This is a genomic window from Enterococcus montenegrensis, assembly GCF_029983095.1.
GTDB classification, from domain to species: domain Bacteria; phylum Bacillota; class Bacilli; order Lactobacillales; family Enterococcaceae; genus Enterococcus_C; species Enterococcus_C montenegrensis.
Genome location: NZ_CP120467.1, coordinates 1,855,280 through 1,881,243, shown reverse-complemented (window position 1 = coordinate 1,881,243; position 25,964 = coordinate 1,855,280). Strand labels below are relative to the sequence as shown.

General features: G+C 38.6%; 19 protein-coding genes and 1 other annotated feature. Of the genes, 15 read left to right on the top strand and 4 right to left on the bottom strand.

Features of this window, described 5'->3' with window-relative positions; genetic code table 11:
- Positions 1-120 precede the first annotated feature (120 nt).
- From ftsA to P3T75_RS09005, 10 genes are all read left to right on the top strand, one after another.
- Positions 121-1,449: a cell division protein FtsA gene (gene ftsA, locus P3T75_RS09050; RefSeq protein ID WP_206903886.1), complete on the top strand. Its 1,329-nt coding sequence runs from the start codon at positions 121-123 to the stop codon at positions 1,447-1,449.
- A gap of 24 nt (positions 1,450-1,473) precedes the next feature.
- Positions 1,474-2,712 carry a cell division protein FtsZ gene (ftsZ, locus tag P3T75_RS09045; RefSeq protein WP_206903887.1) on the top strand — a complete coding sequence of 413 codons (1,239 nt, stop codon included), beginning with the start codon at positions 1,474-1,476 and terminating at the stop codon, positions 2,710-2,712.
- A 24-nt stretch (positions 2,713-2,736) separates the two neighbouring features.
- Positions 2,737-3,414 (top strand): YggS family pyridoxal phosphate-dependent enzyme, encoded by a 678-nt coding sequence (locus P3T75_RS09040; RefSeq protein WP_282461385.1) that lies wholly within the window; start codon positions 2,737-2,739, stop codon positions 3,412-3,414.
- 14 nt (positions 3,415-3,428) lie between these two features.
- Positions 3,429-3,965 carry a cell division protein SepF gene (locus P3T75_RS09035; protein ID WP_206903889.1) on the top strand — a complete coding sequence of 179 codons (537 nt, stop codon included), beginning with the start codon at positions 3,429-3,431 and terminating at the stop codon, positions 3,963-3,965.
- 70 nt (positions 3,966-4,035) lie between these two features.
- Positions 4,036-4,245, top strand: coding sequence for a YggT family protein (locus tag P3T75_RS09030; RefSeq protein ID WP_051113726.1), 210 nt, complete (start codon positions 4,036-4,038; stop codon positions 4,243-4,245).
- A 20-nt stretch (positions 4,246-4,265) separates the two neighbouring features.
- Entirely contained in the window at positions 4,266-5,048 is a 783-nt protein-coding gene (locus P3T75_RS09025; protein WP_282461384.1) for a YlmH family RNA-binding protein, read from the top strand.
- A gap of 18 nt (positions 5,049-5,066) precedes the next feature.
- Positions 5,067-5,828, top strand: a complete 762-nt coding sequence (locus P3T75_RS09020; protein ID WP_206903892.1) for a DivIVA domain-containing protein — start codon at positions 5,067-5,069, stop codon at positions 5,826-5,828.
- Positions 5,812-6,022, top strand: a binding site (T-box leader). Its footprint overlaps the gene before it by 17 nt.
- Before the next feature lie 73 nt (positions 6,023-6,095).
- Positions 6,096-8,888 carry an isoleucine--tRNA ligase gene (gene ileS / locus P3T75_RS09015; protein ID WP_230708889.1) on the top strand — a complete coding sequence of 931 codons (2,793 nt, stop codon included), beginning with the start codon at positions 6,096-6,098 and terminating at the stop codon, positions 8,886-8,888.
- 253 nt (positions 8,889-9,141) lie between these two features.
- On the top strand, positions 9,142-13,611 hold the full coding sequence (gene gltB, locus P3T75_RS09010; protein WP_282462591.1) for a glutamate synthase large subunit: 4,470 nt from the start codon (positions 9,142-9,144) through the stop codon (positions 13,609-13,611).
- Position 13,612: 1 nt separating this feature from the next.
- Positions 13,613-15,052: a glutamate synthase subunit beta gene (locus P3T75_RS09005; RefSeq protein WP_282462590.1), complete on the top strand. Its 1,440-nt coding sequence runs from the start codon at positions 13,613-13,615 to the stop codon at positions 15,050-15,052.
- 86 nt (positions 15,053-15,138) lie between these two features.
- On the opposite strand, the gene zwf is transcribed toward P3T75_RS09005, so the two are convergent.
- The 3 genes from zwf to P3T75_RS08990 all read right to left on the bottom strand — a co-directional run bounded on the left by zwf (position 15,139) and on the right by P3T75_RS08990 (position 18,856).
- Positions 15,139-16,662, bottom strand: a complete 1,524-nt coding sequence (gene zwf, locus P3T75_RS09000; RefSeq protein WP_206903895.1) for a glucose-6-phosphate dehydrogenase — start codon at positions 16,660-16,662, stop codon at positions 15,139-15,141.
- A gap of 11 nt (positions 16,663-16,673) precedes the next feature.
- Positions 16,674-17,321: a metal-dependent transcriptional regulator gene (locus tag P3T75_RS08995; protein WP_206903896.1), complete on the bottom strand. Its 648-nt coding sequence runs from the start codon at positions 17,319-17,321 to the stop codon at positions 16,674-16,676.
- Positions 17,322-17,626: 305 nt separating this feature from the next.
- Complete coding sequence (locus tag P3T75_RS08990) at positions 17,627-18,856, bottom strand: aminopeptidase (RefSeq protein WP_206903897.1); 1,230 nt, start codon at positions 18,854-18,856, stop codon at positions 17,627-17,629.
- A 257-nt stretch (positions 18,857-19,113) separates the two neighbouring features.
- Here P3T75_RS08990 and P3T75_RS08985 point away from each other — a divergent pair, with 257 nt between their 5' ends.
- Positions 19,114-19,686, top strand: a complete 573-nt coding sequence (locus P3T75_RS08985; RefSeq protein ID WP_206903898.1) for a TetR/AcrR family transcriptional regulator — start codon at positions 19,114-19,116, stop codon at positions 19,684-19,686.
- Positions 19,687-19,952: 266 nt separating this feature from the next.
- On the opposite strand, the gene P3T75_RS08980 is transcribed toward P3T75_RS08985, so the two are convergent.
- Positions 19,953-20,396, bottom strand: a complete 444-nt coding sequence (locus P3T75_RS08980; RefSeq protein ID WP_230708881.1) for a flavodoxin — start codon at positions 20,394-20,396, stop codon at positions 19,953-19,955.
- A gap of 236 nt (positions 20,397-20,632) precedes the next feature.
- On the opposite strand from P3T75_RS08980, the gene map reads away from it, so the two are divergent.
- From map to P3T75_RS08960, 4 genes are all read left to right on the top strand, one after another.
- A complete protein-coding gene (gene map / locus P3T75_RS08975) occupies positions 20,633-21,397 on the top strand; it encodes a type I methionyl aminopeptidase (protein WP_206903900.1) in 765 nt (254 codons plus the stop codon).
- 185 nt (positions 21,398-21,582) lie between these two features.
- Entirely contained in the window at positions 21,583-22,521 is a 939-nt protein-coding gene (locus P3T75_RS08970; protein ID WP_206903901.1) for a YihY/virulence factor BrkB family protein, read from the top strand.
- A gap of 18 nt (positions 22,522-22,539) precedes the next feature.
- A complete protein-coding gene (locus tag P3T75_RS08965) occupies positions 22,540-23,670 on the top strand; it encodes a glycosyltransferase family 4 protein (RefSeq protein ID WP_282461383.1) in 1,131 nt (376 codons plus the stop codon).
- 118 nt (positions 23,671-23,788) lie between these two features.
- A complete protein-coding gene (locus P3T75_RS08960) occupies positions 23,789-25,873 on the top strand; it encodes a heavy metal translocating P-type ATPase (protein ID WP_282461382.1) in 2,085 nt (694 codons plus the stop codon).
- Positions 25,874-25,964: the final 91 nt, after the last annotated feature.

Below are 25,964 nucleotides of genomic sequence, written 5' to 3'. Positions count from 1 at the left end.
TCTAAAAAGTCGATTTTTGTGGTATTATTGTTAGCAGTGAACAAAATATTAAACTGATAGATAAAAACGAACCTTTACTGTTCGATCTATATGGAAATTTAGTAGGAGGGAATCCCATTCATGGCAAAAACGGGAATGTATGTCGGCCTTGACATTGGAACGACTTCAGTCAAAGTTGTCGTTGCAGAGTATGTCGAAAACCAAATGAATATCATTGGTGTAGGCAACGCCAAATCTGAAGGTATTAACAGAGGGATTATTGTCGATATTGAAAAGTCGGTTCAAGCAATTCAACGGGCCGTCAAGCAAGCAGAAGAAAAAGCAGGTATCCAAATTCGCAGTGTGAGCGTTGGTGTTCCAGCAAACTTATTAGAAGTAGAAAACTGTCAAGGAATGATTGCTGTTAACAGCGAATCAAAAGAAATTACAGATGAAGATGTACGTAACGTCGCTTCAGCTGCTTTAGTACGTTCAGTTCCTCCTGAAAGACAAATCATTACGATTTTGCCGCAAGAATTTACTGTGGATGGCTTTGAAGGTATTAAAGATCCACGGGGGATGATTGGTGTACGTCTAGAAATGTTCGGCGTTGTTTTCACCGGCCCTAAAACAATTTTACACAACATTCGTAAATGTGTTGAAAAAGCAGGACTTCATTTAAATGAAATGGTGATTACACCACTTGCTTTAACAGAGTCTATTTTATCTGATGGTGAAAAAGATTTTGGTACGACCGTGATTGATATTGGTGGCGGTCAAACGACAACTTCAGTTATGCATGATAAACAATTGAAATTCACCCACGTTAACCAAGAAGGCGGGGAATATGTTACAAAAGATATTTCAACTGTTTTAAATACTTCATTTAACAACGCTGAAGCACTAAAAATCAATTATGGGGATGCTTATCCAGAGCGTACTTCTGCTAGCGAAGAGTTTCCAGTAGATGTCATTGGTAAATCTGAACCGGTTAAAATTGATGAACGCTATTTAGCAGAAATTATTGAAGCGCGGATGGAACAAATCTTCAACAAGTCTAAAGAAGTACTAGACGAAATTGATGCGTTAAGTTTACCAGGAGGTGTCGTTTTAACAGGCGGCGCTGCAAGCTTACCTGGTGTGGTAGACTTAGCCCAAGAAATTTTTGGCACAAATGTGAAATTGTACGTACCAAATCACATGGGATTACGTAACCCAGTCTTTACTAATGTGATTTCAATCGTAGACTATTCCGCTAACTTAAGTGAAGTTTATCAATTAGCTAAAACGGCTGTAACAGGGGAAAAAACACAACCTGCAACAAGCCATGAAGCACCAGTTCCTGTTACACAAGAGCAAGCCTATGATGAATATGACGGCCAAGAAGATACTTATGAAGAAACAAATGAATCTACTGGCGAAAGCGTTAAAGATAAAGTAAAAGATTTCTTTTCGAATATTTTCGACTAAACCCAAGCAGGAGGAATAAACATTATGGAATTTTCAATTGACAATACCGTAAATGACGGCGCAGTCATTAAAGTTATCGGCGTCGGCGGTGGCGGTGGCAACGCAGTCAACCGAATGATCGAAGAAAACGTTAAAGGTGTAGAGTTCATCGCAGCTAATACGGATGTGCAAGCCTTAAAAAATTCAAAAGCAGAAACAGTTATTCAATTAGGCCCTAAATATACACGTGGTCTTGGTGCTGGTTCACAACCTGAAGTTGGCCAAAAAGCCGCTGAAGAAAGTGAAGAGTCAATTCGCGAAGCCTTAGATGGTGCAGACATGATCTTCATCACCGCTGGTATGGGTGGCGGTACTGGTACTGGTGCTGCTCCAATCGTAGCAAAAATCGCCAAAGAACTTGGCGCATTAACTGTAGGTGTTGTGACACGTCCTTTTACTTTTGAAGGACCAAAACGCGGCCGCTTTGCAGCTGAAGGTATCGCACAATTAAAAGAAAATGTGGATACATTATTAATTATTTCGAACAACCGTCTATTAGAAGTTGTTGATAAGAAAACGCCAATGTTAGAAGCTTTCCGTGAAGCTGATAACGTTTTACGCCAAGGTGTACAAGGCATTTCTGATTTGATTACAGCTCCGGGTTACGTGAACTTGGACTTTGCTGATGTGAAAACAGTTATGGAAAACCAAGGTACTGCTTTAATGGGGATCGGGGTTGCCTCTGGTGAAGATCGCGTAATAGAAGCGACGAAAAAAGCTATTTCTTCGCCATTGTTAGAAACTTCAATCGATGGTGCTGAACAAGTCTTATTAAATATCACAGGCGGCTTGGATATGACTTTATTTGAAGCACAAGATGCTTCTGATATTGTTGCAAATGCTGCAACTGGCGATGTAAACATTATCTTAGGTACTTCAATTAATGAAGAATTAGGTGATGAAATTCGCGTAACAGTAATTGCAACAGGAATTGATCCAACAAAAAAGGAAAATAAAGGCCGCACTTCAAGACAAAATCAAATCCACAGCATCCCACAAAAACCGGTTTTAGATATGGAACAAGCAAAACCAACACAACCTGAAGATGATAATGCTTTTGGTGATTGGGATATTCGCAAGGAGCAAACAGTGCGTCCTAAAGTTGATGATACACAATTTGAAAATATCGAAAAGAAAGAATTCGATACATTTAATCGTGACGATGTAAAATCTGGTGATGATGACGAATTAAGTACACCACCATTCTTCCGTCGCAAACGTTAATTAAAGCTTTGGAGGTAAGAGCACATGATTGCTGAGAACTTGCGGGAGGTCCGACAAGAGATACAGGAGTCATGTGCTCTTGTTGGTCGTGATGAAAAAAGTGTCCGGTTGGTTGCCGTGACGAAAACTGTCTCCAGCCAGGTAATGCGCCAGTTAATTGCGCAAAATGTTTTGGATCTAGCAGAAAACCGGACAGATGTTTTCTTAGAAAAAAAACAAGAATTAGCCGATATTAACACGATTTGCTGGCATTTTATTGGCAATTTACAGCGGAGAAAGGTAAAATTAGTTATAAATAAAATAGACTATTTCCATGCTTTAGATAACTTAAGCTTGGCGGCTGAAATTCAAAAAAGAGCGGAGCATGTAATTAAATGCTTCGTAGAAGTTAACGTTTCTGGTGAAGCGTCAAAACATGGCGTCACACCGGCAGAACTTCCTGAATTTATTGCTGCTCTTTACGCTTATGATAAAATCCAAGTCGTAGGTCTGATGACAATGGCACCATTTGGAGCTAAGGTAGAAGAACAACGCGCTATATTTGGAAAGCTACGGCAGCTGCAACAAGAAATTGAAGCAGCCAATTTAGTCTATGCTCCCTGTCATGAATTAAGCATGGGAATGAGTAATGACTTTCCAGCAGCTATTTATGAAGGGGCAACATTTATTCGTGTCGGTACGGCTTTAGTCAAAGATGCCTAAAAGGAGGAGTTATCATGTCGATCTTTAGTAAAGCGGCAGATTTTTTCGGTCTATCAGAAGATAGCTATGAAGAATATGAAGTGGCCCCTGCGGTCAATGGTTATGAAGAAGCAGTTGTTGAAGAAATTCCGGTTGAAAAATCAAATCCTGTAACAAATCATGAACCTGTCTATGAAACACCCAAATCAGATAAAAAAGTTGTTTCGTTACGGCAAAATATGAAGACACCTGTAACGCCTAAACGGCAACAGCCGGTAAATACAAGTAAAAATACGGCTGGAAAAATTACTATTTTAGAGCCGCGTAATTACCATGAAGTAAAAAAGATTGCCCAACATATTTTAAATGGAGAAGCAGTCTTAGTTAATTTTCAATCAGTTGAAGAAGATCAAGCAAGACGAATCGTAGATTTTCTAACCGGAACAGTCTATGCTCAAGATGGCGACATTAAACGCGTGGGGGACGAAATTTTCTTATGTACGCCCTATGATGTTGAAATTGACGGCCAAGGAACTTTTCCAACTGAAACGGATTTATACGATTTAAATTGAGGAGGCAATTGCCATTTTTAGGTTATTGAGTTTATTTAGCGATGCCGTTTATTTATATTCGGTTTTACTAATGATTTATGCTTTACTGTCTTGGTTTCCAGGCGGTTATCAATCAGCGATTGGTCGCTTTTTGCGGAAAATTTGTGAACCATATTTAAGTTTATTCGATCGTCTTAATTTAACAATTGGGCCGATTGACTTAACGATTGCTGTTGCAATTATCGTGTTAAATTTGGCCAGCCAAGGCCTAACGACTATATTAGTCAATATTATGTATTAAGAAATGAGGGGTGGGAGTCAATGAACGTAAATGTCTATCAACATTTTCGGGCTGATGAACGCCCTTTTATTGACGCTGTAACCGATTGGATTGAACAAGTGCAAATGCAATATGCACCGTATTTAACCGACTTTTTAGATCCGCGTCAAGCGTATATCGCGCAAACGTTGATTCGTCAGGAAACAGAATTGAAATTTATGTTTTATGGCGGTTATGAACAAGCTGAAAGACGGCGTTTATTAATTTATCCGGATTATTACGAACCCTCTTTAGACGAATTTGATATTGCCGTTTATCAAGTGCACTATCCTGTTAAATTTGCCAATTTAAGTCACGGTAAATTATTAGGTACTTTAATGGGTACTGGAATTAAGCGGGAATATTTCGGTGATATTATTAGTGATGGTACAGCCTGGCAAATCTTTATTGCAAAAGAAGTTGCTAGTTTTGTTGCCTTACAACTTACTAAAGTCGGTAATGTAACAACTCGCCTAGAAGAAGTACGTTATACAGAGATTTTAAAACCCAAAGACAGTTGGGAAGAAGAAAAAACTACGGTTTCTTCTTTACGTTTAGACACAGTAATCTCTACTGTTTTCAACATTTCCCGCCAGCGGGCCAAACAATTGGTGGAAAACGGGAAAATCAAAGTCAACTGGACAGAAACGCTGCGACCAGATTTTATGTTAGATTTACTAGACATTATTTCAGTACGGGGCTTTGGTCGTATTCAGCTACAAGGAATTGAAGGTAAAACTAAAAAAGATAAAATACGCTTAACATTAGGTGTTTTAAGAAAATAAGTAAAGGTGGTAGAAAAAATGGCATTAACTCCATTAGACATTAATAATAAGACCTTCGCAGTAAAAATGCGGGGATATAATCAAGATGAAGTAGACGACTTCTTGGATTTAGTTGGTCGTGATTATGAAGAATTACTTCAAAAGAATCGTGAAATGGAAAAAGCTTTAAAACATGCAGAAGAAAAACTGGAATATTTCAATGAATTAAAAGACGCCTTAAACCAGTCCATCATTGTAGCCCAAGATACTGCTGATAAAGTAAAAACGAGTGCCAGCAAAGAATCTGAAGTAATTGTTACCTCAGCGCAAAATCGTGCCGATGAGTTAGTTTCAAGTGCTGAAAAACACGCTCATGAATTAACCACCGCTGCAGAACAAAAAGCTAAAGAAATTTTAAATGATGCTAGCGAAAGTGCGCGTCAACTTGCAACAGAAACCAATGATTTGAAAACCAAAACACGCGTTTTCCACCAAAACTTAACATTAATGTTGCAATCTCAATTAGAACAAGTGAAAAGTCCAGAATGGGATGAAATTTTGAAGCCATTTGCAAGCTACGTTCAAGATGGCCACGAAGCTTTCCAACAACTAATGGAAAAAGAACTTGACAAAGAAAATCCAGATGAAGTAAACTCAAACAGTGATATGACTGAAAATCAAGTCGATATCGTAGAAGCTAGTGAAAAAATCATTACACCAAGTCAAGAAATTCCTGCGGTCAACACATTAGATGATGCCAAAGAATTATTAAATAAAATTGAAGAAAAAGACCAAAAATAGAACAGAAAAGTTTTTAGCATTTCTAAAGCGAGTCGGTGACAGTGAAAGACCGATGAACCCTACTAAAAAAAAGATCCTCTATTGGTTTTAATGTTGAATGAAGTAAACATTGACGTGTGATTCACGTTAACAATCACAAAGAAGTACAGTTTTGTACAAATTTGGGTGGTACCACGACAACGTTCGTCCCTTTTTGGGGATGAGCGTTTTTTTATACACTTTTTCACAGTTGCTAACTGTAAAAATAAAGGACAGGAGCGGATATTCATGAAGATGAAAGAAACATTACATCTAGGTAAAACCGGTTTTCCAATGCGAGGCAATTTGCCAAACCGGGAAAAAGAATGGCAAAAAAATTGGGAAGAAGCTGACTTGTATGGGCAACGCCAAAAATTAAACGAAGGCAAACCTTCTTTTGTTTTACACGACGGTCCGCCATATGCCAATGGGAATATTCATATTGGTCATTCATTAAATAAAATTAGTAAAGATATTATCGTCCGCTTCAAATCAATGTCTGGTTTTCGGGCGCCATATGTTCCTGGTTGGGATACACATGGTTTACCAATCGAACAAGTTTTAACCAATAAAGGGATTAAACGTAAAGAAATGACAATGGCAGAGTACCGGGAAAAATGTCGGGAATATGCGATGTCACAAGTTGATAAACAACGTAATGACTTCAAACGACTAGGTGTTGCTGGTGATTGGGATAACCCCTATGTTACCTTAGACCCAGCCTATGAAGCAGCCGAAATTCGCGTTTTTGGTAAAATGGCAGAAAAAGGCTATATCTATAAAGGTTTAAAACCAATTTACTGGTCACCATCAAGTGAATCTTCTTTAGCTGAAGCCGAAATTGAATATAAAGATGTGAAATCACCATCAATTTATGTTGCCTTTAAAGTAGTAGATGGCAAAGATTTGCTAGATACGGACACTTCATTTGTAATTTGGACAACAACCCCTTGGACCTTACCAGCAAATCTTGGTATTTCTGTTAATCCAACCTATACTTACGTACAAATTGAAGCCGATGGAAAAAAATATGTCGTTGCCAAAGACCTATTAGATACCGTTAAAGATCAAATTGGTTGGGAAAATGTCAAAGTTTTACAGGAATTTCCAGGTACAGCAATGGAGTATATGACGGCAAAACATCCATTTTACGATCGGACCTCACTTGTAATGTGTGGAGATCATGTTACGCTAGATGCCGGAACTGGTTTAGTTCACACTGCTCCAGGACATGGTGAAGATGACTACATCGTTGGTAAAAAATACGGACTAGAAGTTTTATCACCAGTTGATAACCGTGGTATGTTTACGGCTGAAGCACCTGGTTTTGAAGGGATGTTTTACGACAAAGCAAACCCAGAAGTTACCAAGTTATTAGAAGATAAAGGTGCATTATTAAAACTAGACTTCTTTACCCATAGCTATCCTCATGACTGGCGAACAAAAAAACCAGTTATTTATCGCGCAACACCACAATGGTTTGCTTCAATTGATAAATTTAGAAGCGATATTTTAACTGAAATCGAAAAAGTGGATTGGATTATTCCTTGGGGAAAAACACGTCTTTACAACATGATTCGTGACCGTGGTGATTGGGTGATTTCCCGTCAACGAGCATGGGGTGTACCATTGCCAATTTTTTATGCGGAAAATGGGGAAGCAATCATCACACCGGAAACAATTGAACATGTTGCTGAATTATTTGCCGCTCATGGTTCAAATATCTGGTTTGAAAAAGAAGCCAAGGAATTATTACCTGCAGGCTTTACACATCCTGGTTCACCAAACGGAGAATTTACGAAAGAAAATGATATTATGGATGTTTGGTTTGACTCAGGTTCATCCCATGAAGCAGTCTTACGTCAACGTCCCGAATTAAGCTTTCCTGCGGATATGTATTTGGAAGGCTCTGACCAATACCGTGGCTGGTTTAACTCAAGTATCACTACCAGTGTTGCCATCAATGGGGTGGCACCTTATAAAGCGGTCTTATCACAAGGCTTCACGTTAGATGGCGAAGGTCGGAAGATGAGTAAATCTTTAGGCAATACCATCGCTCCTGAAAAAGTTATCAATCAAATGGGCGCAGATATTTTACGCCTGTGGGTAGCAAGTGTGGATTATGAAGCTGATGTACGGGTTTCAATGGATATTTTGAATCAAGTTTCAGAAGTTTACCGTAAAATCCGTAACACGATGCGCTTCTTGTTGGCTAATACAAATGACTTTGATCCAAAAGCTGACGCTGTGCCTTTTGAAGAATTACGCTCGGTTGATAAATATATGACAGTACGGTTAAACCAAGTTATAAAGACAATCTTAGAAGATGGCTATGAAAAATATAATTTCTTACACATCTATCGTACCGTGATGAATTTCTTAACAGTAGACTTATCTTCTTTCTATTTAGACTTTGCTAAAGATGTCGTCTATATTGAAGCTGAAAATGACCATGCGCGTCGCGCGATGCAGACAGTCTTTTATCAAGCAGTCGTTGCTTTGACAAAACTTTTGACACCAATCATCCCGCACACAGCTGAAGAGATCTGGTCTTACTTACCAGAAGAAGAAGATTACGTTCAATTAGCAGAAATGCCCGGCTATAAAGAATTTGCCAACCAAGATGAATTACTTGATCTGTGGAGTGCCTTTTTAGACTTTAGAGATAATGTATTAAAAGCTTTAGAGCAAGCCCGAAATGAAAAATTAATCGGTAAACCACTAGAAGCAAAAGTAACGATTTATCCCAATGAACAAGTTGCTGCCCTTTTAACTGCAGTCGATAGCAATTTGGCGCAATTACTAATTGTTGCGGAAGATTACTTTAAAGTTGAACAAGTTGGTAGCCTTGTTCCAGAAAATGCTATGAAATTTGAAGACGTTGCGATTTTAGTTGAAAAAGCAGATGGTCATGTCTGTGATCGTTGCCGTCAAGTTAGAAAAGAAGTCGGCAGTGATAGTGCCTTACCAACCTTATGTCACCACTGTACACAAATCGTCAAAGAAAATTACCCTAATGAAGTAGCTGAAGGAATCGAATAAAAATTTAAAGTCGCCAATCCCGGCTTTTCATGTTATAAATAAGGACCTGGAATGTCTTACATTTCAAGTCCTTATTTCGTCTCTGTTTTTTTAAGCAGATGTTATATTTTACGAACGTTTCTAAAAAAAAACGATGAAAATTTTTGAAAGTAATTGCAGTGTCGTGAAAAACAATGTAAACTAGTAAAAATTAGAATTTTCAGAAAATAAAAAAGTAGGTGCTTGCGTGGAAAAAATTGCAGAAAAAAACTTGATGTATGACCCCAAGTTTGAAAAAGATGCGTGTGGGATGGGCTTTATCGCACAAAAAGATGGCAAGCCCTCTCACCAATTAGTTGAACATGCCTTAACGATGTTAGAGCGAATGAATCACCGTGGTGGGACTGGTGCTGAACCAGACACTGGTGATGGTGCAGGCATTTTAATGGCTTTACCAGATCGTTTCTTTCAAAAAAAAGCCCAAGAAGCTGGAGTAACATTGCCTAAAAAAGGCGAGTACGCAGTAGCAATGTTATTTTTACCTAAGGATAAAATACAAAAAGAACAAATGACTAATGTTTTAATACAGGACATTTTACAAGCGGGGTATGATGTTTTGTGGGCGCGGGATGTACCCTTTAACTTTTATGAATGTGGCCCTGGCGCTCAAGCTGTTATGCCGAATTTTTTACAATTATTTATTGAAAAACCGATGGATGTGAAAAGTGGCCGCGCTTTTGAAGACCAATTATTTCGTTTGCGCCGGAAAATTGAAAAATCATACAATCCAGATGAGCTGGTCATTTGTAGTATGTCTGCCAAAACAATTGTTTATAAAGGGATGTTACATGCTTACCAAGTAGGCCTTTTTTACCCAGATTTAAAAGATGCGTCAATGGAGACGAGCATTGCCTTGACTCATTCTCGTTTTTCTACCAACACATTTCCAAGTTGGGACCGCGCACAGCCTTTTCGTTTTTTGGCCCACAATGGGGAAATCAACACACTTCGAGGTGCGGAAAATTGGATGCATAGCCATAAAATTGAAGTCTACAACAAAGACAATTCAGATTCGGCAAAACTAGAGAACTGTTTAGAGTATTTGTATCGTAACGGCCGCGATATTCCCCATGCATTAATGATGATGGTACCAGAAGCCTGGTCAAAAGAAGCCAATTTAACCAAGGAACTACAAGCCTTTAATGAATATAATGCGAGCTTTATGGCGCCTTGGGATGGACCGGCTGCATTATGTTTTACCGATGGTGAAATTGTTGGGGCAGCTTTAGATCGAAATGGATTACGGCCTTCTCGTTACTCTATTACAAAAGATGGGTTAATTGTGGTTGCTTCAGAATCCGGGGTAGTCGATTTAGCCCCAGAAGATGTACTTGAAAAAGGTGTTTTAGGACCGGCTAATCTGTTTTTAGTCGATACAAAACAAGGAAAAATTTATCGTAACGAAGAAATTCGTCAAAAATATGCTACGGCTAAGCCTTATGAAACATGGCTAAAAGAAAAGCGAATCAAATTAAACGAAATAAAAACACCAAAGAAAAAAAGCAACCCCTTGTCAGAAAAAGAAATCCGACAATTGTGGCAACTCAATGGGTATACTGATGAAATTTTACGTACCGTCATTGTACCAATGGCTGAAAACGGAGAAGAACCTGTTATTTCGATGGGATTTGACTCACCGCTAGCAGTTTTAAGTGAAAAACCACAATCTTTATTCACATACTTCAAACAACAATTTGCCCAAGTGACCAATCCGCCCATTGATGCTATTCGTGAAAAAATGGTAATTGGGACAGAACTTTTCCTCGGTAGAGATAGCGATATTCGCAAAGATCAGGCTGAAAATTGTAGTAAAGTAAAAATTGACAGTCCAATTTTAAGTACAGCAGACTTTGAAAAGTTATTAACGGTCGATCAAGATCAACAAAAAACCGTGGTTCAATCTATTTTGTATCCAGTAAATGAAGATGATCCCAACAGTTTGCAGCAAGCTTTAGAACATGTCTTTAAAGAAGCGGAAACAAAAATCGATAATGGCGGAACGATTATCGTTTTAAGTGATCGCAACCGCCAAAAAGGGGAAATGGCAATCCCAATTTTATTAGCAGTTTCTGGGTTGCATAACTATTTAGTTTCTCGTGGAAAAGGATCACTGGCTTCAATTGTGGCTGATACTGCTGAGGTTTGTGAAGTACATCACTGTGGCATGTTAGTCGGTTATGGTGCTAGTGGTGTACATCCTTATTTAGCCTATGCTTCTTTACTAGCTTATAATTTAAATGATAAAGTGGAAAATTTTCGCAAGGCTTGTGAAAAAGGTCTCATTAAAGTGATGTCGCGGATGGGTATTTCCACTGTCGCAGGCTATCACGGGGCACAGTTATTTGAAGCAGTAGGAATTTCCAGTACAGTAGTAGAACAATATTTTACTGGTACGGCTAGCCGGATTGGCGGCTTAAGTTTGACCCAAATTGAAGCAGAATATTATGCTTGTTATCAACAAGCTTTTGGTGCTAATGCCAATGATTATTTACCTTCTGGTGGTAGTTATCAGTACAAAGCTGATGGCGAACATCACTTGTTTAATCCCAAAACGATTTATAATTTCCAAAAAGCAGTTCGTAGTGGGCGTTATGAACTCTATCAAGAATACGCCAAAGCTATGAATGAAGAAGCATTAGCAACACCTGCGACTTTGCGTTCGATGTGGGAGTTTAAAAATGTCCGACCGTCAGTAGACTTGGCTGAAGTGGAACCAGCTGCTGATATCGTGAAGCGATTTAAAGTTGGTGCTATGTCCTATGGTTCTTTAAGTGAAGAAGCCCATAAATGTTTAGCAGAAGCTATGAACGCTATTGGTGCGAAATCTAATAGCGGTGAAGGTGGCGAACATCGCGATCGTTTCAAACCACTACCAGATGGACGAAACTTTAATAGTAAAATTAAACAAGTCGCCTCTGGCCGTTTTGGTGTGAACGCCGAATACTTAATGAGCGCTGAAGAATTACAGATTAAAGTGGCACAAGGGGCTAAACCCGGCGAAGGCGGACAATTGCCAGGCAATAAAGTTTTTCCTTGGGTTGCAGAAATTCGCGGTTCTACTCCAGGGGTTAGGCTCATTTCACCACCACCGCATCACGATATTTATTCCATTGAAGATTTGGCGCAATTAATTTATGACTTAAAAGCGATTAATCCTTACGCCAAAATCAATGTTAAGCTGGTCTCTTCGACTGGTGTGGGTACTATTGCAACCGGAGTAGTAAAGGCTGGAGCAGATGTTGTGGTAATCTCTGGCTATGACGGCGGAACCGGCGCATCTCCTAGAAACTCAGTGCGAGATGCTGGTCTGCCTTGGGAAATGGGTTTAACTGAAGCCCATCAAACATTGGCGCTAAATCAGTTGCGCCAACGGGTTATTTTAGAAACTGATGGCAAACTTATGACAGGAAAAGACATTGCCGTTGCCGCCTTATTAGGAGCAGAAGAATACAGTTTTGCTTCTTTAGCATTAGTGGCAGTTGGCTGTGTCATGATGCGGGTATGTAGTTTAAATACCTGTCCTGTCGGTGTCGCCACCCAAAATCCTGCCCTCCGACAATTCTTTGCGGGCAAACCTGAACACGTGATAAATGCAATGATGTTCTTAGCCGAAGATTTACGGGAGATTATGGCGCAATTAGGTTTTAAAACGATTGATGAAATGATAGGTCACACCGAAGTGATTAAACCGCGTTATGTAGCAAAAGGTAAAGCAAAATCCCTTGATTTTTCTAAAATGTTAGCTACAACTGCCGGTATTGAACGAAAAGTAAGTGATCCTTTCTTGGAAAAACGGCAATGGCCATTGCTAGATGATTATGCTAAAGCGGCAATTGAAGCCAAACAAACCGTAACAGTAAAAGAAAATATCAACAATGTGAAACGCTCTGTGGGCGCACGCATGGGAGGCTGGATTGCTGAACGTTTTGGCAATTACGCCTTAACGCCAGGTTTATTGAAATACGAGTACGAAGGAATTGCTGGTCAAAGTTTTGGTGCCTTTACAACCCAAGGGATGGAGTTAAAATTAATCGGAGAAGCTAACGACTACGTAGCAAAAGGATTAAGTGGTGGACGCTTGATTATTGTTCCTCCCCAAAAAGCAGCATATGATACAAAAAATTCACCAATTGTTGGAAACGTTGCGTGTTTTGGCGCTAATAAAGGAGAAGCTTATTTCCGTGGTTTAGCGGGCGAACGTTTTTGTGTCCGCAATAGCGGTGCCAAAGTAGTAGTTGAAGGTGTAGGTGATAATGGCTGTGAGTATATGACTGGTGGTATTGCAGTTATTCTAGGAAAAACTGGTCGTAACTTTGCTGCGGGTATGTCAGGTGGCTTAGCTTACATTTACGATTCAGATAAGAGTTTTCCTGCTTGCTGCAATATGGAAATGGTAGAGCTGTATCCAATTGACGAACAAGACCATATCTTAAAAGAATTGATTGAAAATCATTTTGAATATACTGCTTCACCAAAAGCAGCCGAAATTTTAGCAAATTGGGAAACAGCAAAAACAGATTTCATTAAAGTTTATCCAAAGGAATTTCACGCTGTCAACGATGCCTTAAAAGAATTTCAAGCACAAGGACTGGCAGGCGATAAATTGCTACATGCCGCTTTTGAAAAAGTAATCGGCACAAAAAAAGAAGTAACAATTTCAGTTGCAGGAAAGGAGCGTGGCTAATTTGGCAGATCCATTTGGTTTTTTAAAATATCAACGTCAAGATAATCCTTTTCGCCCCGTATCAGAGCGAACTACCGACTGGTATGAACTGCAAGAACCGCTTGCTGAGAAACAAAGAACAGAGCAAGCAGCCCGCTGTATGAATTGCGGTATTCCTTTTTGTCATTCAGGAACATTTTACGGTACACAAAAAGTTGCCTCTGGTTGTCCCAATGATAACTTAATTCCAGAGTGGAATGATCTCCTTTACCAAGGGCGATTTAAGGCAGCTTTTGAACGTCTTGCCAAAACTAATCCACTACCGGAAATGACCGGTCGCGTTTGTCCAGCTCCATGTGAAAAAGGGTGCACAGAATCATTAAATGGTGATGGTGTAACGATTCATGATAATGAACGTTTTATTATTGATAAAGCCTTTGAAGAAGGCTGGGTAAAAGAAAGTGGTCTCTTTGTTACACGTACAAAATTTAAGGTTGCCATTGTTGGCAGTGGTCCGGCTGGGTTAGCGGCGGCTTGGCGTTTAAACCAATTGGGACATAATGTAACGATTTATGAACGTAGTGATCGTTTTGGTGGTTTATTGATGTATGGCATTCCGAATATGAAATTAGACAAAGATATCGTTATGCGCCGCATTAATCTGATGCAAGAGCTAGGAGTTAAATTTATTGCAAATACCGAGATTGGGGTAGATATTACCGCTGCTGATTTAGAAAAAAAATACGATCGCGTGATTTTAGCGACAGGAGCCAGTGTGCCGCGAGACTTAAATGTAACTGGACGACATTTTCAAGGAATTCAATTTGCAGTAGATTATTTAACCGAAGCGACCAAGGATGTTTTAAAGCATGGCAAAGATGCGACCAGCAAAAAATTAGCTGGAAAACATGTGGTGGTGATTGGTGGTGGTGATACCGGAAATGATTGTATTGCTGTAGCCATTCGACAAGGAGCCGCTTCTGTCAAACAATTAGAAATCACACCGGCATTGCCAACACAACGTGCAAGCGATAACCCGTGGCCAGAATACCCATTAACTGGAAAAATCGGCTACGGTCAAGAAGAAGCCCTGCAAACTTTTGGGGAAACAATTACGACTTATAGCACTTCGACTACAGGTTTTATTGGCGCTGAAAGAGGACAAGTGATTGGGGTTGAAACAGTTGCTGTTGATCAAAACTTCCAGCCAATTCCTGAAACCAATCAAGTAGTTCGAGCAGATTTGGTTTTACTTGCGATGGGCTTTTTAGGGGCAGAAAAAAGTTTATTGGAACAGTTTTCAGTTGCTGAAGTTTACGATGATTATACGACAAATAACGAACGTGTTTTAGTAGCCGGGGATGCAAAACGTGGGCCAAGTTTAGTTATTTGGGCGATTTTTGAAGGCCGTAAAACAGCGGAAAAAGTTGATGAAGCTTTGCGCGCATTAGTTTACCAGTAAATAAAATAGAAAACTCCAGTACAAAGGTTCAACATGACCTTTGTACTGGAGTGTTTTTTGGTGTTAAAACGATAAAGATTTGAATTTTAGTCTAATAAATTCCGTTCTTTATACCATTCATCTGGTTGCCAGATCCATGTAAAACCGTCTTTTGCCAGTAAATCAAAAGCAGCTTGTGGCCCCATTGTACCAGCTGCATAATTAGGAAAATCAGGTTTTTGTTTATCCCAAGCAGCGCGAATGCGGTCCACGATGCGCCAAGATTGTGCCACTTCATCCCAATGGGTAAAATTGGTACTATCGCCATTTAAAGCGTCAAAGATCAAACGTTCGTAAGCTTCTGGTGAGTTTTCTACCATTTCAGCAGTATTGCGGTAGTCCAATTTTACGGGTTTTGTAGAATAACCTTGACCGATTTCTTTTCCATTCAACGTCATACTAAAACCTTCTGTTGGTTGAATATAAATTGTCAAAACATTTGGCGGTAATTCGCTTTGGGTATTAACTTCAGTCGTGCTAGAACGAAAGACATTAATTGGTACTTGTTTAAAGACGATATTAATCCGTGTGCCTTTTTCCGTTAGGCGTTTACCCGTACGGACATAAAAAGGTACTCCAGACCAACGGAAGTTATCAATTAAAAATTTGCCTGCAACAAAAGTTTCGGTAGTAGAATCTTTTGCGACATTTGGCTCATGACGATAATCGATAAATTCTTTATCCCCAAGTTTACCCGTTGTGTATTGTCCTCTGATGAAATTTGTATAAACTTCTTCTTCTGAATAAAGGCGTACGGCATTTAAGGCCTTTATTTTTTCGCTGCGGATTGCTTCTTCTGTGAAAGCTACCGGTGGCTCCATCGCAAGTAAAGATAAAACTTGCAGGATGTGGTTTTGTACCATATCTTTTAATGCCCCACTTTGATCGTAGTAGCCGCCGCGATCTTCAACACCTAAATTTTCTGCTAAACTAATTTGAACATTGTCAATGTAGCGTTGATTCCACATAGATTCAAACAAATTGTTGGCAAAACGAATAGCTGAGATATTTTGTACCATTTCTTTACCTAAATAGTGATCAATTCGATAAATATCTTTTTCGGCAAAAACTTCATTAATTTCATTATTCAAATCATTGGCAGAAGTAAAGTCAGAACCAAATGGTTTTTCAATGATAACGCGATGGTAGCCATCGGTAGCTAACATACCACTTGTCTTTAATTGGGTAACGATAGTCCCAAAAAAGCGGGGAGACATAGCCAGATAGTATAAGCGATTGCCGCCAAGTTGATATTTTTCATTTAAAGTATCTGTCAATTCTTTTAAAACCGAATAGTGACTAGTATCAGAAACATCGTGAGACTGATAATAAAAATGACTAGCAAATTTGTCTGCTTCTTCTTTTGTTGGTTCTAAAGAAGCAATAGACTCTTTAACGACTTCATGATAATGTGCATCACTCCAAGGTCTGCGGGCAGTGCCAATTACTGCAAAGCATTCGCTTAACTCTCCTTTTTTATACAAGCGGAATAAAGATGGGTAAAGCTTTCGTTTGGCAAGGTCTCCGGTAGCACCGAAGATGGTAAACAATACATTAGTATTTTCAGTCATGTGATCTCTCCTTACAATTTATCGACAAAAATCGTGTTGGCAGCTTTATAACTGACCGCCATATTTTTTTCTTTATTGGCAATTGTGATTGGACCTTCATAAGGCGCAATAGCAGTAATGGTGTATTCTTCGTGGATGGCTAAGTCAATACTAACGAGATAATCCAGCAACTCTCGCTCGTCTAATACTCGAGCGATTTTAATTTTTGTCCCGACTGGAAAATCTGCTAATGTTTGCCGTTTTTTCTCTGTAACCAAGGCGTTTTCAGCCGGAATTTGTCCTCCGTGGGGGCAATATGGCGGATGGTTTAAATAATCTTCTAAACGTTTGGCTAATTTGCTAGATGTAACGTGCTCTAAAACTTCGGCATCATCATGGACCTCATTCCAAGAGTAGTGGAGGTGTTCCACGAGAAAAACTTCCCATAAGCGATGTTTACGGACTAAATCACTCGCACTTTTTTTACCAGTTTCAGTCAATTGCACACCTTGGTAGGCTGTATGTTCGACTAAACCTTCTTTTACCAGCTTAGATAGCATTTCGCTAACAGAAGCAGGTGAAACACTTAGTCCGGCGACAATCTGCTTATTGCTGATTTTTTCTTCGTCGCCACCAAGTTCTAAAATTAATTTTAAATAATCTTCACGATTAGGTGTCACAGGAGTCAATCCTTTCTGGTGAATGTCTCATTCACAATGGCTCGCTAACTGTTAGTCAGTAGGCTATCACTATAAATTTTACCAAAAAACGGCTTGATTTACTATGTTTTCAGCTTGAAGTTAGTACAGATAGACAAATGTTTCGTATGATTTTTTTTAAAGCTAAAATTGAGTAAATAAAAAGACCTTTTTCGGCCTTTTTATTTACTCAATTTGGTTAAAGTCTTTTTTTATGACGGTTCATCGCGATTGCTGGATAATTTTGTCAGTGTCAGTTCTTAGTTATTAAACTAAAATTACAAAATTTAAGCCCAGTCACCATTGCGGAAAATAGGAACTTTGCTGCCGTCTTTTTTTATCCCGTCGATATTCATTTTATCAGAGCCCACCATAAAATCTACGTGAGTTTGACTACGATTTAAACCATGAGCTGCTAATTCCTCTTCGCTCATTTCAGTTCCGCCCTGTAAACTAAAGGCATAAGCCGAGCCCAAGGCTAAGTGGTTGGAGGCATTTTCATCAAAAAGTGTATTGAAGAAAATAATACCCGATTGTGAAATCGGCGATGGATCCGGCACTAATGCAACTTCCCCTAAACTTTTAGCCCCTTCATCGGTAGCTAGTAATTTAGCTAAAACTTCTTGACCTTCTTCAGCGGAAAAATCAACGACTTTCCCATCTTTAAAGGTGAATTTCATCCCAGAAATAATTGAACCAGCGTAACTTAATGGTTTCGTACTGGAGATTACACCGTCAATACGGCGGAAATCTGGGGCAGTGAAAACTTCCTCAGTCGGCATGTTGGCCATAAATTCTTCTCCACGAGCGTTAAAGCTACCTGCACCTTCCCAAAGGTGATTTTCTGGCAGACCGATAATTAGATCCGTACCAGGGGCTGTATAATGCAGGGCAGAAAATTGCTCTTTGTTTAGTTCTTCTGCTTTATTGCGTAATGTTTCATCGTGTTTTTTCCAAGCAGCAATGGGATCTTTTGTATCAATTCGCGTTGTTTTAAAGATTTCATCCCACAATTTTGCTTGCGCTTTTTCAGCTTCAAGTTCAGGAAAGACTTTTTGCGCCCATTCTTTTCCAGCGGCTGCGACAACTGTCCAACTAACTTTATTGGCTTGTGTTGCTTTTCGTAGGCCCATCATTGCTTTGCCACTAGCAGCTTGATAAGTTGCTACGCGATTGGCGTCGACACCAGCTAATGCCCCTGGATCAGAAGAAACAACACTAATGCGGCTTGCTCCTTTTTTTAGCCAGTCTTCTGTTTGCTCGACTTTATAAGCAGGAATATTTTCTAAACGTTCTTCATCAGCATGAAGTAAGAATTCCCGTTGAATTTGATCATCTGTCCACTGGACTAAAACTTCTGCTGCACCTAACGCGTAAGCTTTTTGCGTGATTAGGCGAGCTAAAGGCGCTTGGTCGACACTAATTTGTAAAACGACGGTATGGCCTTTTGAAACATTCACGCCCACTGCCACAATTAGCTCAGCGTATTTTGCTAAATTGGTATTAAAATCTGTCATAAAAAAAACCTCCAAATTCTTTTAAGAAGTGACAAAATATAGCTCTAATTGTCAATTTTCAAACTATTTAAATAATATCATTTTACAAAATTAAAGACAATGAAAGGGCTTGTTTTCCGTTTTATCGTCTTTTTTAAAAAATATTTTTTATAAAGCAAAAATAGTTGTCGTTTTCTTTTTGCAAAGACAAAAAACATGGTACAATATTAATATAACAAAAAAACGATAAGACTAAAGGAAAAGGGAGTTAAAAAATAATGGCAAGAAAGAAAACAATCACCCGTGATCAGATTTTGAATGCGGCCTATGATGTCGTTGCTACTGATGGTTTTTCCCGTTTCACTGCCCGAAATATTGCGGCAAAAATGAAGTGTTCAACACAGCCAATTTATTTGGAATTTAAAAACATGGAAGATCTTAAAATGGCGTTGATCAAAAAACTACACGATTACTTAGCAACTGAGATTTTTCCAGTAGAACACACTGGAGAAAATATTGTTGATTTAGCTTTGAATTATATTGGTTTTGCGACAGAACATAAGCGCTTGTATCGGGCGATGTATTTAGAAGAGTACGGTGGTGGAAAAGAGATGCAGGAATTTTCTTTCCAATATTTTTCTAATGCGGTAAAAGCTGATTTGGCCTTTAAAGATTTGGCAGACAGTGAAATTGAATCGTTGCATACTGGTTGTTGGATTGTCGCAACTGGAATTGCGGCCTTGAAATCATCCGGAATTATTAACCCAACAGAAGAGCAAATTATTGCCTTAATGCGGGACACAATCAAACAAATTGTGGAAAGAAAAGAGCCACTAGAAATTAATTATTAATTAGAGCGTAAAAATAAAAAAACCAAAAGATTAGCTCCTCATGCAAGTTGTGTTCTTTGTAACCTAGTATTTGGTTAGAACACGAGCAAATCTTTTGGTTCTTTTTTGACGAAATCAAGCAAATATCATCTTGGTGTGTAGCTTTAAAAAATAGTTCGTCAAAGTATGCGAAATTTTCAAAAATACAAGAAACAATTTCAAAAAATCCTATGCTAATTTTTTGAGAACTGAGGGCAGTTTGTAGGCTTCTCTAATAATAGAGCTAGTTATCCCAAAGCTGTGACGAGTTTTTTAGCGAAGTCTTCTAAATTGTCGATATCTTCTGCTTCAACATTTAGGTCCACTTTAATTGAGTCAGCGCCTTTTGTTGCACCGCTTTTTTCAAAAGCTTGCTCAAAATCATCAACTGACTTGGCAAAGTCGTCATAAAAAGTATCCCCAGAACCGCAGACACCATAAATTTTTCCAGCTAAGTCCAATTCTTGCAGTTCTTCGTAGAAATCAACAATCTCATCAGGAAGTTCGCCATCGCCATAAGTATAAGTTGCGACAACACAAATATCTGCTTCTTCAAACTCGGTTGCGTCAACTTGTGTACACTCATCAACTGTAACATCAATATTTAAATTTTCTAATGCTTCTGCCACAACATCGGCAATCTCTTCGGTATTGCCGGTTAAACTGGCGTAGACAATTTTTGCTAAGGTCATTTCAGCCACTCCTTTAAGTAAAAATTAAACTATCGTTTCTCATGATTTTCCTGAAGTTCGTAACGATTATAACAAAAGTAAGGTACCTTGCCTACTATTGTGTTATTTGAATATTTGGCGAAAACCGGTGCCTGTGGTAGAATAATAAAGGTTTAAAGATAAAAAAATCTTTTTTTATCATCTTTTATTTGTACGATTAGTTTAAAAGGAATCTTTATTTAAAAGGAGACGACAGTATGATTACATTAAAATCTGCTAGAGAAATTGAAGCAATGCGAGAATCTGGTGCGTTGTTGGCAGATGTTCACAAACATTTACGTGATTTTATTAAACCAGGTATCACAAGTTGGGATATTGAGGTTTTTGTTCGTGATTTTATTGAAAGCCATGGTGGCGTAGCCGCGCAAATTGGTTTTGAAGGCTACAAATACGCAACTTGTGTCAGCATTAACTCAGAAATTTGTCATGGTTTCCCTCGTAAGAAGCCTTTACACACAGGAGATTTAGTTAAGGTAGATATGTGTGTGGACTTAAAAGGCGCAATGTCAGACTCTTGTTGGGCTTATGTGGTTGGCAGTGCAACGCCAGAAGTTGAAAAATTAATGGCTGTTACGAAAAAGGCTTTGTATTTAGGCATTGACCAAGCACAAGTAGGAAATCGGATTGGCGATATCGGCCATGCTATTCAAACCTATGTAGAAAAAGAAGGCTTCGGTGTTGTGCGAGACTTTATCGGTCATGGCATTGGGCCAACCATTCATGAAGCACCAGCTGTTCCTCATTTTGGTGAAGCCGGTAAAGGGTTGCGCTTAAAAGAAGGAATGGTGATTACCATTGAACCAATGGTAAATACTGGTACTTGGAAAATGAAAATGGATCCGAATGGCTGGACGGCTTATACATTAGACGGTGGTTTGAGTTGTCAGTATGAACATACAATTGCCATCACAAAAGCAGGACCACAAATTTTGACTTCCCAAGGCGAAGAAGGTACGTATTAATTTGAGTAACGGAGTAGGCAAGTGCCTTTTGGTGCTTGCTTATTCTGAAATTTAATTTAAGAAAATAATTAACAATCTCGATAAGCGATAGGTTTGTCGTGATTGTTAATTACTTTCTTACTATCAAGTGTTTCATTTACCTAGTTAGCGACATTTCTTTTGCAAAAAAATTAAAGGAGTGCCAGATGAAGTTTGTTGAAAAAATAAAGAACAACGAAAAATTAATGCGGTTTTTCACCATTGTAAAAAATCGGTTTAGTGATGCTCAAATCGGAAATAACGCAGTCATTGTTGCGTATTATTTACTATTGTCACTTTTTCCCCTCTTAATTGCGGTGGGGAATTTATTACCTTTTCTAAAAATTGATCCAAATTCTATCTTGCCTTATGTTAAAGATATTATTCCCCAAGAGGTTTATACTTTTATTGGTCCAGCAATCAAAAGCCTTTTGACCCAAGGTTCTGGTGGTGTCTTGTCGATTTCAGCACTAGCTGCCTTATGGTCAGCTAGTAAAAGTATTAATGGTCTGCAAACGGCTATGAACAGTGCCTATGGCGTGAATGATCGTAAAAATTTTATTGCTGTACGAATTGTTTCTGTAATTGTAATTGTCTTACTTTTAGTCGCCATGGTTGGTGTAACAGTCGTATTAGGTCTTGGTCGCATGTTGTTAGATGGCTTACAACCAATACTTGGTTTTTCAGGCCAGATTATCGACACCTTCCAGCGCTTCAAGTGGCCCCTAACAATTGTTGCTTTACTAGCGATTATGATGATTATTTATTGGATTGTACCAAACGCTAAAGTCAAGTTAATGACCACTTGGCCAGGAGCTGTGGTGGCGACGATTGGCTGGATGGTCTTGGGACAAGCATTTGGTTTGTATGCGCAATTTTTCGCTGCCAAAGTCAGCGGTTATCAAATTATTGGTAGCTTTATCGTCTTAATGTTGTGGTTGAATATGGCTGCAACGATAATTATTTTAGGCGGTATTACCAATGCAATTATTGCAGAGTATATTACCGGACAAGAAGTTCAAGATCGGAAAGGACCATTAACCAAGCTTAGCAAAAAAATTGAAGCTAAAATTGGCAAAGATGATTCCAAGAACTCTTCTAAGTAAAGAAAGCGAGAAAACACGATGACCTTTACCTTTCGTTTTATTATAAGGCTCTTTTTAACAATGATTATCTCTTTGGTTTTGACACCTATTATTAAACTTTTGGCTTTTAAAATTGGATCAGTGGATAAACCTGGGGCGAGAAGAATTAACACCAAAACGATGCCAACAGCTGGTGGCTTGAGTATTTTTATTTCATTTTCGATTGCAGTGCTTTGGGAATTTAATGATACGTTACCGATTGGAAAAGTTTGGCCAATGATTTTAGGTGCATTAATCATTGTTATTACCGGCTTAATTGATGATGTTTTTGAATTAACCCCACTGCAAAAGACACTAGGGATAACGTTAGCCGCTTTGGAGGCTTACTTCATTGGGGGCATTGAAATTAATACCTTTAGTTTGCCATTTTTTGGTCGCTTTGAATTAGGTTGGTTGAGTTTACCGGTAACATTATTGTGGATTTTAGCAATAACCAATGCTGTCAATCTTATTGATGGTTTGGATGGTTTAGCGGCTGGGATTTCCATTATTGGATTAACGACAATCGGGTTGATTAGTTACTTTTTCTTACCGCGTACGGGTGTTTTTTTAGCAATTATTATCTTTAGCCTGGTAGCTGCTATCCTTGGTTTTTTTCCGTATAATTTTCATCCAGCGACAATTTATCTAGGCGATACAGGAGCACTTTTTTTAGGTTATATGATTGCGATTTTATCTTTACAAGGATTGAAAAATGCCACATTTATCACGATTTTAACACCAATGTTTATTTTGGGCGTGCCAATTACAGACACTGTTTACGCGATGATTCGCCGTAAGTTTAATAAACAACCTATTTCTTCGGCTGATAAAATGCATTTACATCATCGCCTGCTTTCTTTAGGTTTTACCCATCGCGGGGCAGTGCTGACAATTTATGCGTTAGCCTTAGTTTTTTCTTTTATTGCTTTATTAATGAATTATGCGAGTACCTGGGCGACGGTTTTGCTAATTCTCTTTACTGCTATTGGTTTAGAATTATTTATTGAATTAATTGGTTTGGTGGGAGAAAATCGACAACCGTTAATGTGTGCTTTGAAATTTTTAGGCAATCGCCGTTTTCGGCAAGATGTTTTAAACAAACATCCAGAAGATAAAGAGGATAAATAATAAGGAGTTTTGCTTAGTTGCGAAACTTCTTTTTTTTACGCTTGACATATGAATTTGCATTCATTTATAATACATATGAAAATATATTCATGTAAACGATTGTAAAGGAGTGGTTAAAATGGAATTAAAATATCAATTAAATGGTTTGGATTGTGCAAATTGTGCCGCTAAAATCGAACGCGCAATAGCAAAAGTAGATGGAGTGAGTAAGGCACAAGTGGATTTTATGCAAGCAAGCTTAGCGATTGATTGCGATGAAAAAAATGCAGAAGCCATTGAGATAACAAGTAAGCAACTTATAAAAAAAATTGAGCCAGATGTAACGATGATAAAAAAAGATACAGTTAGCCAAAAACATCATCACGATCATGGAAACAAAAACGCAAAAGTATTAGTGACAAGAATTTTACTTACAACGCTAGCACTGTCATTACTACTTTTTTTGCAACTTACAGATCCTTGGAATACAATTTTGTACGCAGCCGTCTATCTTTTAATCGGCTATGACATTGTGAAAACGGCAGTTACAAATTTATTTTCTGGTCAAGTTTTTGATGAAAACTTTTTGATGACCATTGCAACAATTGGCGCTTTTTTTATTGGAGATCACACAGAAGCGGTATTGGTTATGCTCTTATATCAAATCGGTGAGTGTTTCCAAGACTATGCGGTGGGAAAATCTCGCAAAAATATTAAAGCCTTAATGGATGTACGTCCAGACGTTGCACGTTTAGTTACAAAAAATGAGTCGGTAATGGTGAAACCTGAAACAGTTAAGATAGGAGAGCTGGTTCAGGTCAATCCTGGTGAGAAGATTCCTTTGGATGGGATTGTAAAAACAGGGAGTGGCTATTTGGATACTTCTGCTTTGACAGGTGAGTCCATGCCACAAGCCGTAGCCGTCGGTGATCAGGTGTTGAGTGGTTGTATTAACAAAGATACTACTTTAATCGTGGAAGTAACGAAAAATTTTGGTCAGTCAACGGTCAGCAAAATTTTAGATTTAGTAGAGAATGCCAGTAGTCAAAAAGCACCAGCAGAACGATTTATTACAAAATTTGCACGTGTCTACACGCCAATTGTTGTAGTTTTAGCGCTCCTATTAGCCATAGTTCCAACGCTATTTGTCGGTGATTTTCAAGAATGGTTATACCGAGCCTTAACTTTCTTAGTTATTTCTTGTCCTTGTGCGTTGGTTATTTCAGTGCCGCTCAGTTTCTTTGGTGGTATCGGAGGTGCTAGCCGTGCCGGAATTTTAATCAAAGGATCAAATTATTTAGAAACCTTAGCAAAAGTTAACACAGTTGTTTTTGATAAAACAGGTACTTTAACTAAAGGTGAATTTGCTGTTACTAAAGTAGTGGTTGAAAAAAGTGAAATTCCTGTTTTAGCCTATGCCAGTGCTTTAGAACAAAATTCAAGTCATCCCATTGCACGTTCAATAGTTTTAGCGGCAAAAGATGAAAAAATACCTGCTGTAAGTGCAAGTAAAGAGATTGCCGGCTTTGGTGTCAGCGGCATAATTGAGGGAAAAGAAGTTTTTGCTGGAAATGATAAATATTTAAAAGAGCATCATATTGCTTTACCCAAAGTAAGCAGTTTAGGCACCGTTGTTTACTTAGTAGTCAACGGCCAATTGGCTGGCTATTTGGTAGTAAACGATCAGATTAAACCAGAAGCTAAAGGTGCAGTCAACAAATTAAAAGCACTTGGGGTCAAACAAACAGTTATGTTAACCGGTGACCGCAAAGCAGTTGCCGCAAGTGTAGGCGAAACATTAGGTTTAGATCAAGTTTATGCCCGTCTTTTACCACAAGATAAAGTTAGCCATGTAGAAAAATTGCGTGAAAATGATAATAAGGTTGCCTTTGTGGGAGATGGAATTAATGATGCGCCGGTTTTAGCAACAGCTGATATTGGGATTGCAATGGGTGGCTTAGGAAGTGATGCAGCCATCGAAGCAGCAGATGCTGTAATCATGGATGATAACCCGGTTAAAATTGCTACGGCAATCAAAATAGCCCGTAAAACATTAAAAATTGTAAAGCAAAATATTATTTTTGCCCTCACTATCAAAATTTTCTTTTTGATTTTAGGTGCTGCCGGTTTTGTTGCAATGGGATGGGCTGTCTTTGCTGATGTGGGGGTCACTTTAATTGCAGTTTTAAATGCGATGCGCTGTTTAAAAACACCAAAGCTTTAAAATAAGTTATGGGCTCGTTTCATTTGCTCTTAGTCCTACATTCATCTAAAATGAAAAAGAAGATCGCCTATTTTCATTATTGTTTTGTACA

What these genes read in the sequence shown, in the direction of transcription:
- ftsA (WP_206903886.1), top strand. Translation starts at nt 121, where the DNA reads ATGGCAAAAACGGGAATGTATGTCGGCCTTGACATTGGAACGACTTCA.
- ftsZ (WP_206903887.1), top strand. Translation starts at nt 1,474, where the DNA reads ATGGAATTTTCAATTGACAATACCGTAAATGACGGCGCAGTCATTAAA.
- P3T75_RS09040 (WP_282461385.1), top strand. Translation starts at nt 2,737, where the DNA reads ATGATTGCTGAGAACTTGCGGGAGGTCCGACAAGAGATACAGGAGTCA.
- P3T75_RS09035 (WP_206903889.1), top strand. Translation starts at nt 3,429, where the DNA reads ATGTCGATCTTTAGTAAAGCGGCAGATTTTTTCGGTCTATCAGAAGAT.
- P3T75_RS09030 (WP_051113726.1), top strand. Translation starts at nt 4,036, where the DNA reads ATGATTTATGCTTTACTGTCTTGGTTTCCAGGCGGTTATCAATCAGCG.
- P3T75_RS09025 (WP_282461384.1), top strand. Translation starts at nt 4,266, where the DNA reads ATGAACGTAAATGTCTATCAACATTTTCGGGCTGATGAACGCCCTTTT.
- P3T75_RS09020 (WP_206903892.1), top strand. Translation starts at nt 5,067, where the DNA reads ATGGCATTAACTCCATTAGACATTAATAATAAGACCTTCGCAGTAAAA.
- ileS (WP_230708889.1), top strand. Translation starts at nt 6,096, where the DNA reads ATGAAGATGAAAGAAACATTACATCTAGGTAAAACCGGTTTTCCAATG.
- gltB (WP_282462591.1), top strand. Translation starts at nt 9,142, where the DNA reads ATGTATGACCCCAAGTTTGAAAAAGATGCGTGTGGGATGGGCTTTATC.
- zwf (WP_206903895.1), bottom strand. Translation starts at nt 16,662, where the DNA reads ATGACTGAAAATACTAATGTATTGTTTACCATCTTCGGTGCTACCGGA.
- P3T75_RS08990 (WP_206903897.1), bottom strand. Translation starts at nt 18,856, where the DNA reads ATGACAGATTTTAATACCAATTTAGCAAAATACGCTGAGCTAATTGTG.
- P3T75_RS08985 (WP_206903898.1), top strand. Translation starts at nt 19,114, where the DNA reads ATGGCAAGAAAGAAAACAATCACCCGTGATCAGATTTTGAATGCGGCC.
- P3T75_RS08980 (WP_230708881.1), bottom strand. Translation starts at nt 20,396, where the DNA reads ATGACCTTAGCAAAAATTGTCTACGCCAGTTTAACCGGCAATACCGAA.
- map (WP_206903900.1), top strand. Translation starts at nt 20,633, where the DNA reads ATGATTACATTAAAATCTGCTAGAGAAATTGAAGCAATGCGAGAATCT.
- P3T75_RS08970 (WP_206903901.1), top strand. Translation starts at nt 21,583, where the DNA reads ATGAAGTTTGTTGAAAAAATAAAGAACAACGAAAAATTAATGCGGTTT.
- P3T75_RS08965 (WP_282461383.1), top strand. Translation starts at nt 22,540, where the DNA reads ATGACCTTTACCTTTCGTTTTATTATAAGGCTCTTTTTAACAATGATT.
- P3T75_RS08960 (WP_282461382.1), top strand. Translation starts at nt 23,789, where the DNA reads ATGGAATTAAAATATCAATTAAATGGTTTGGATTGTGCAAATTGTGCC.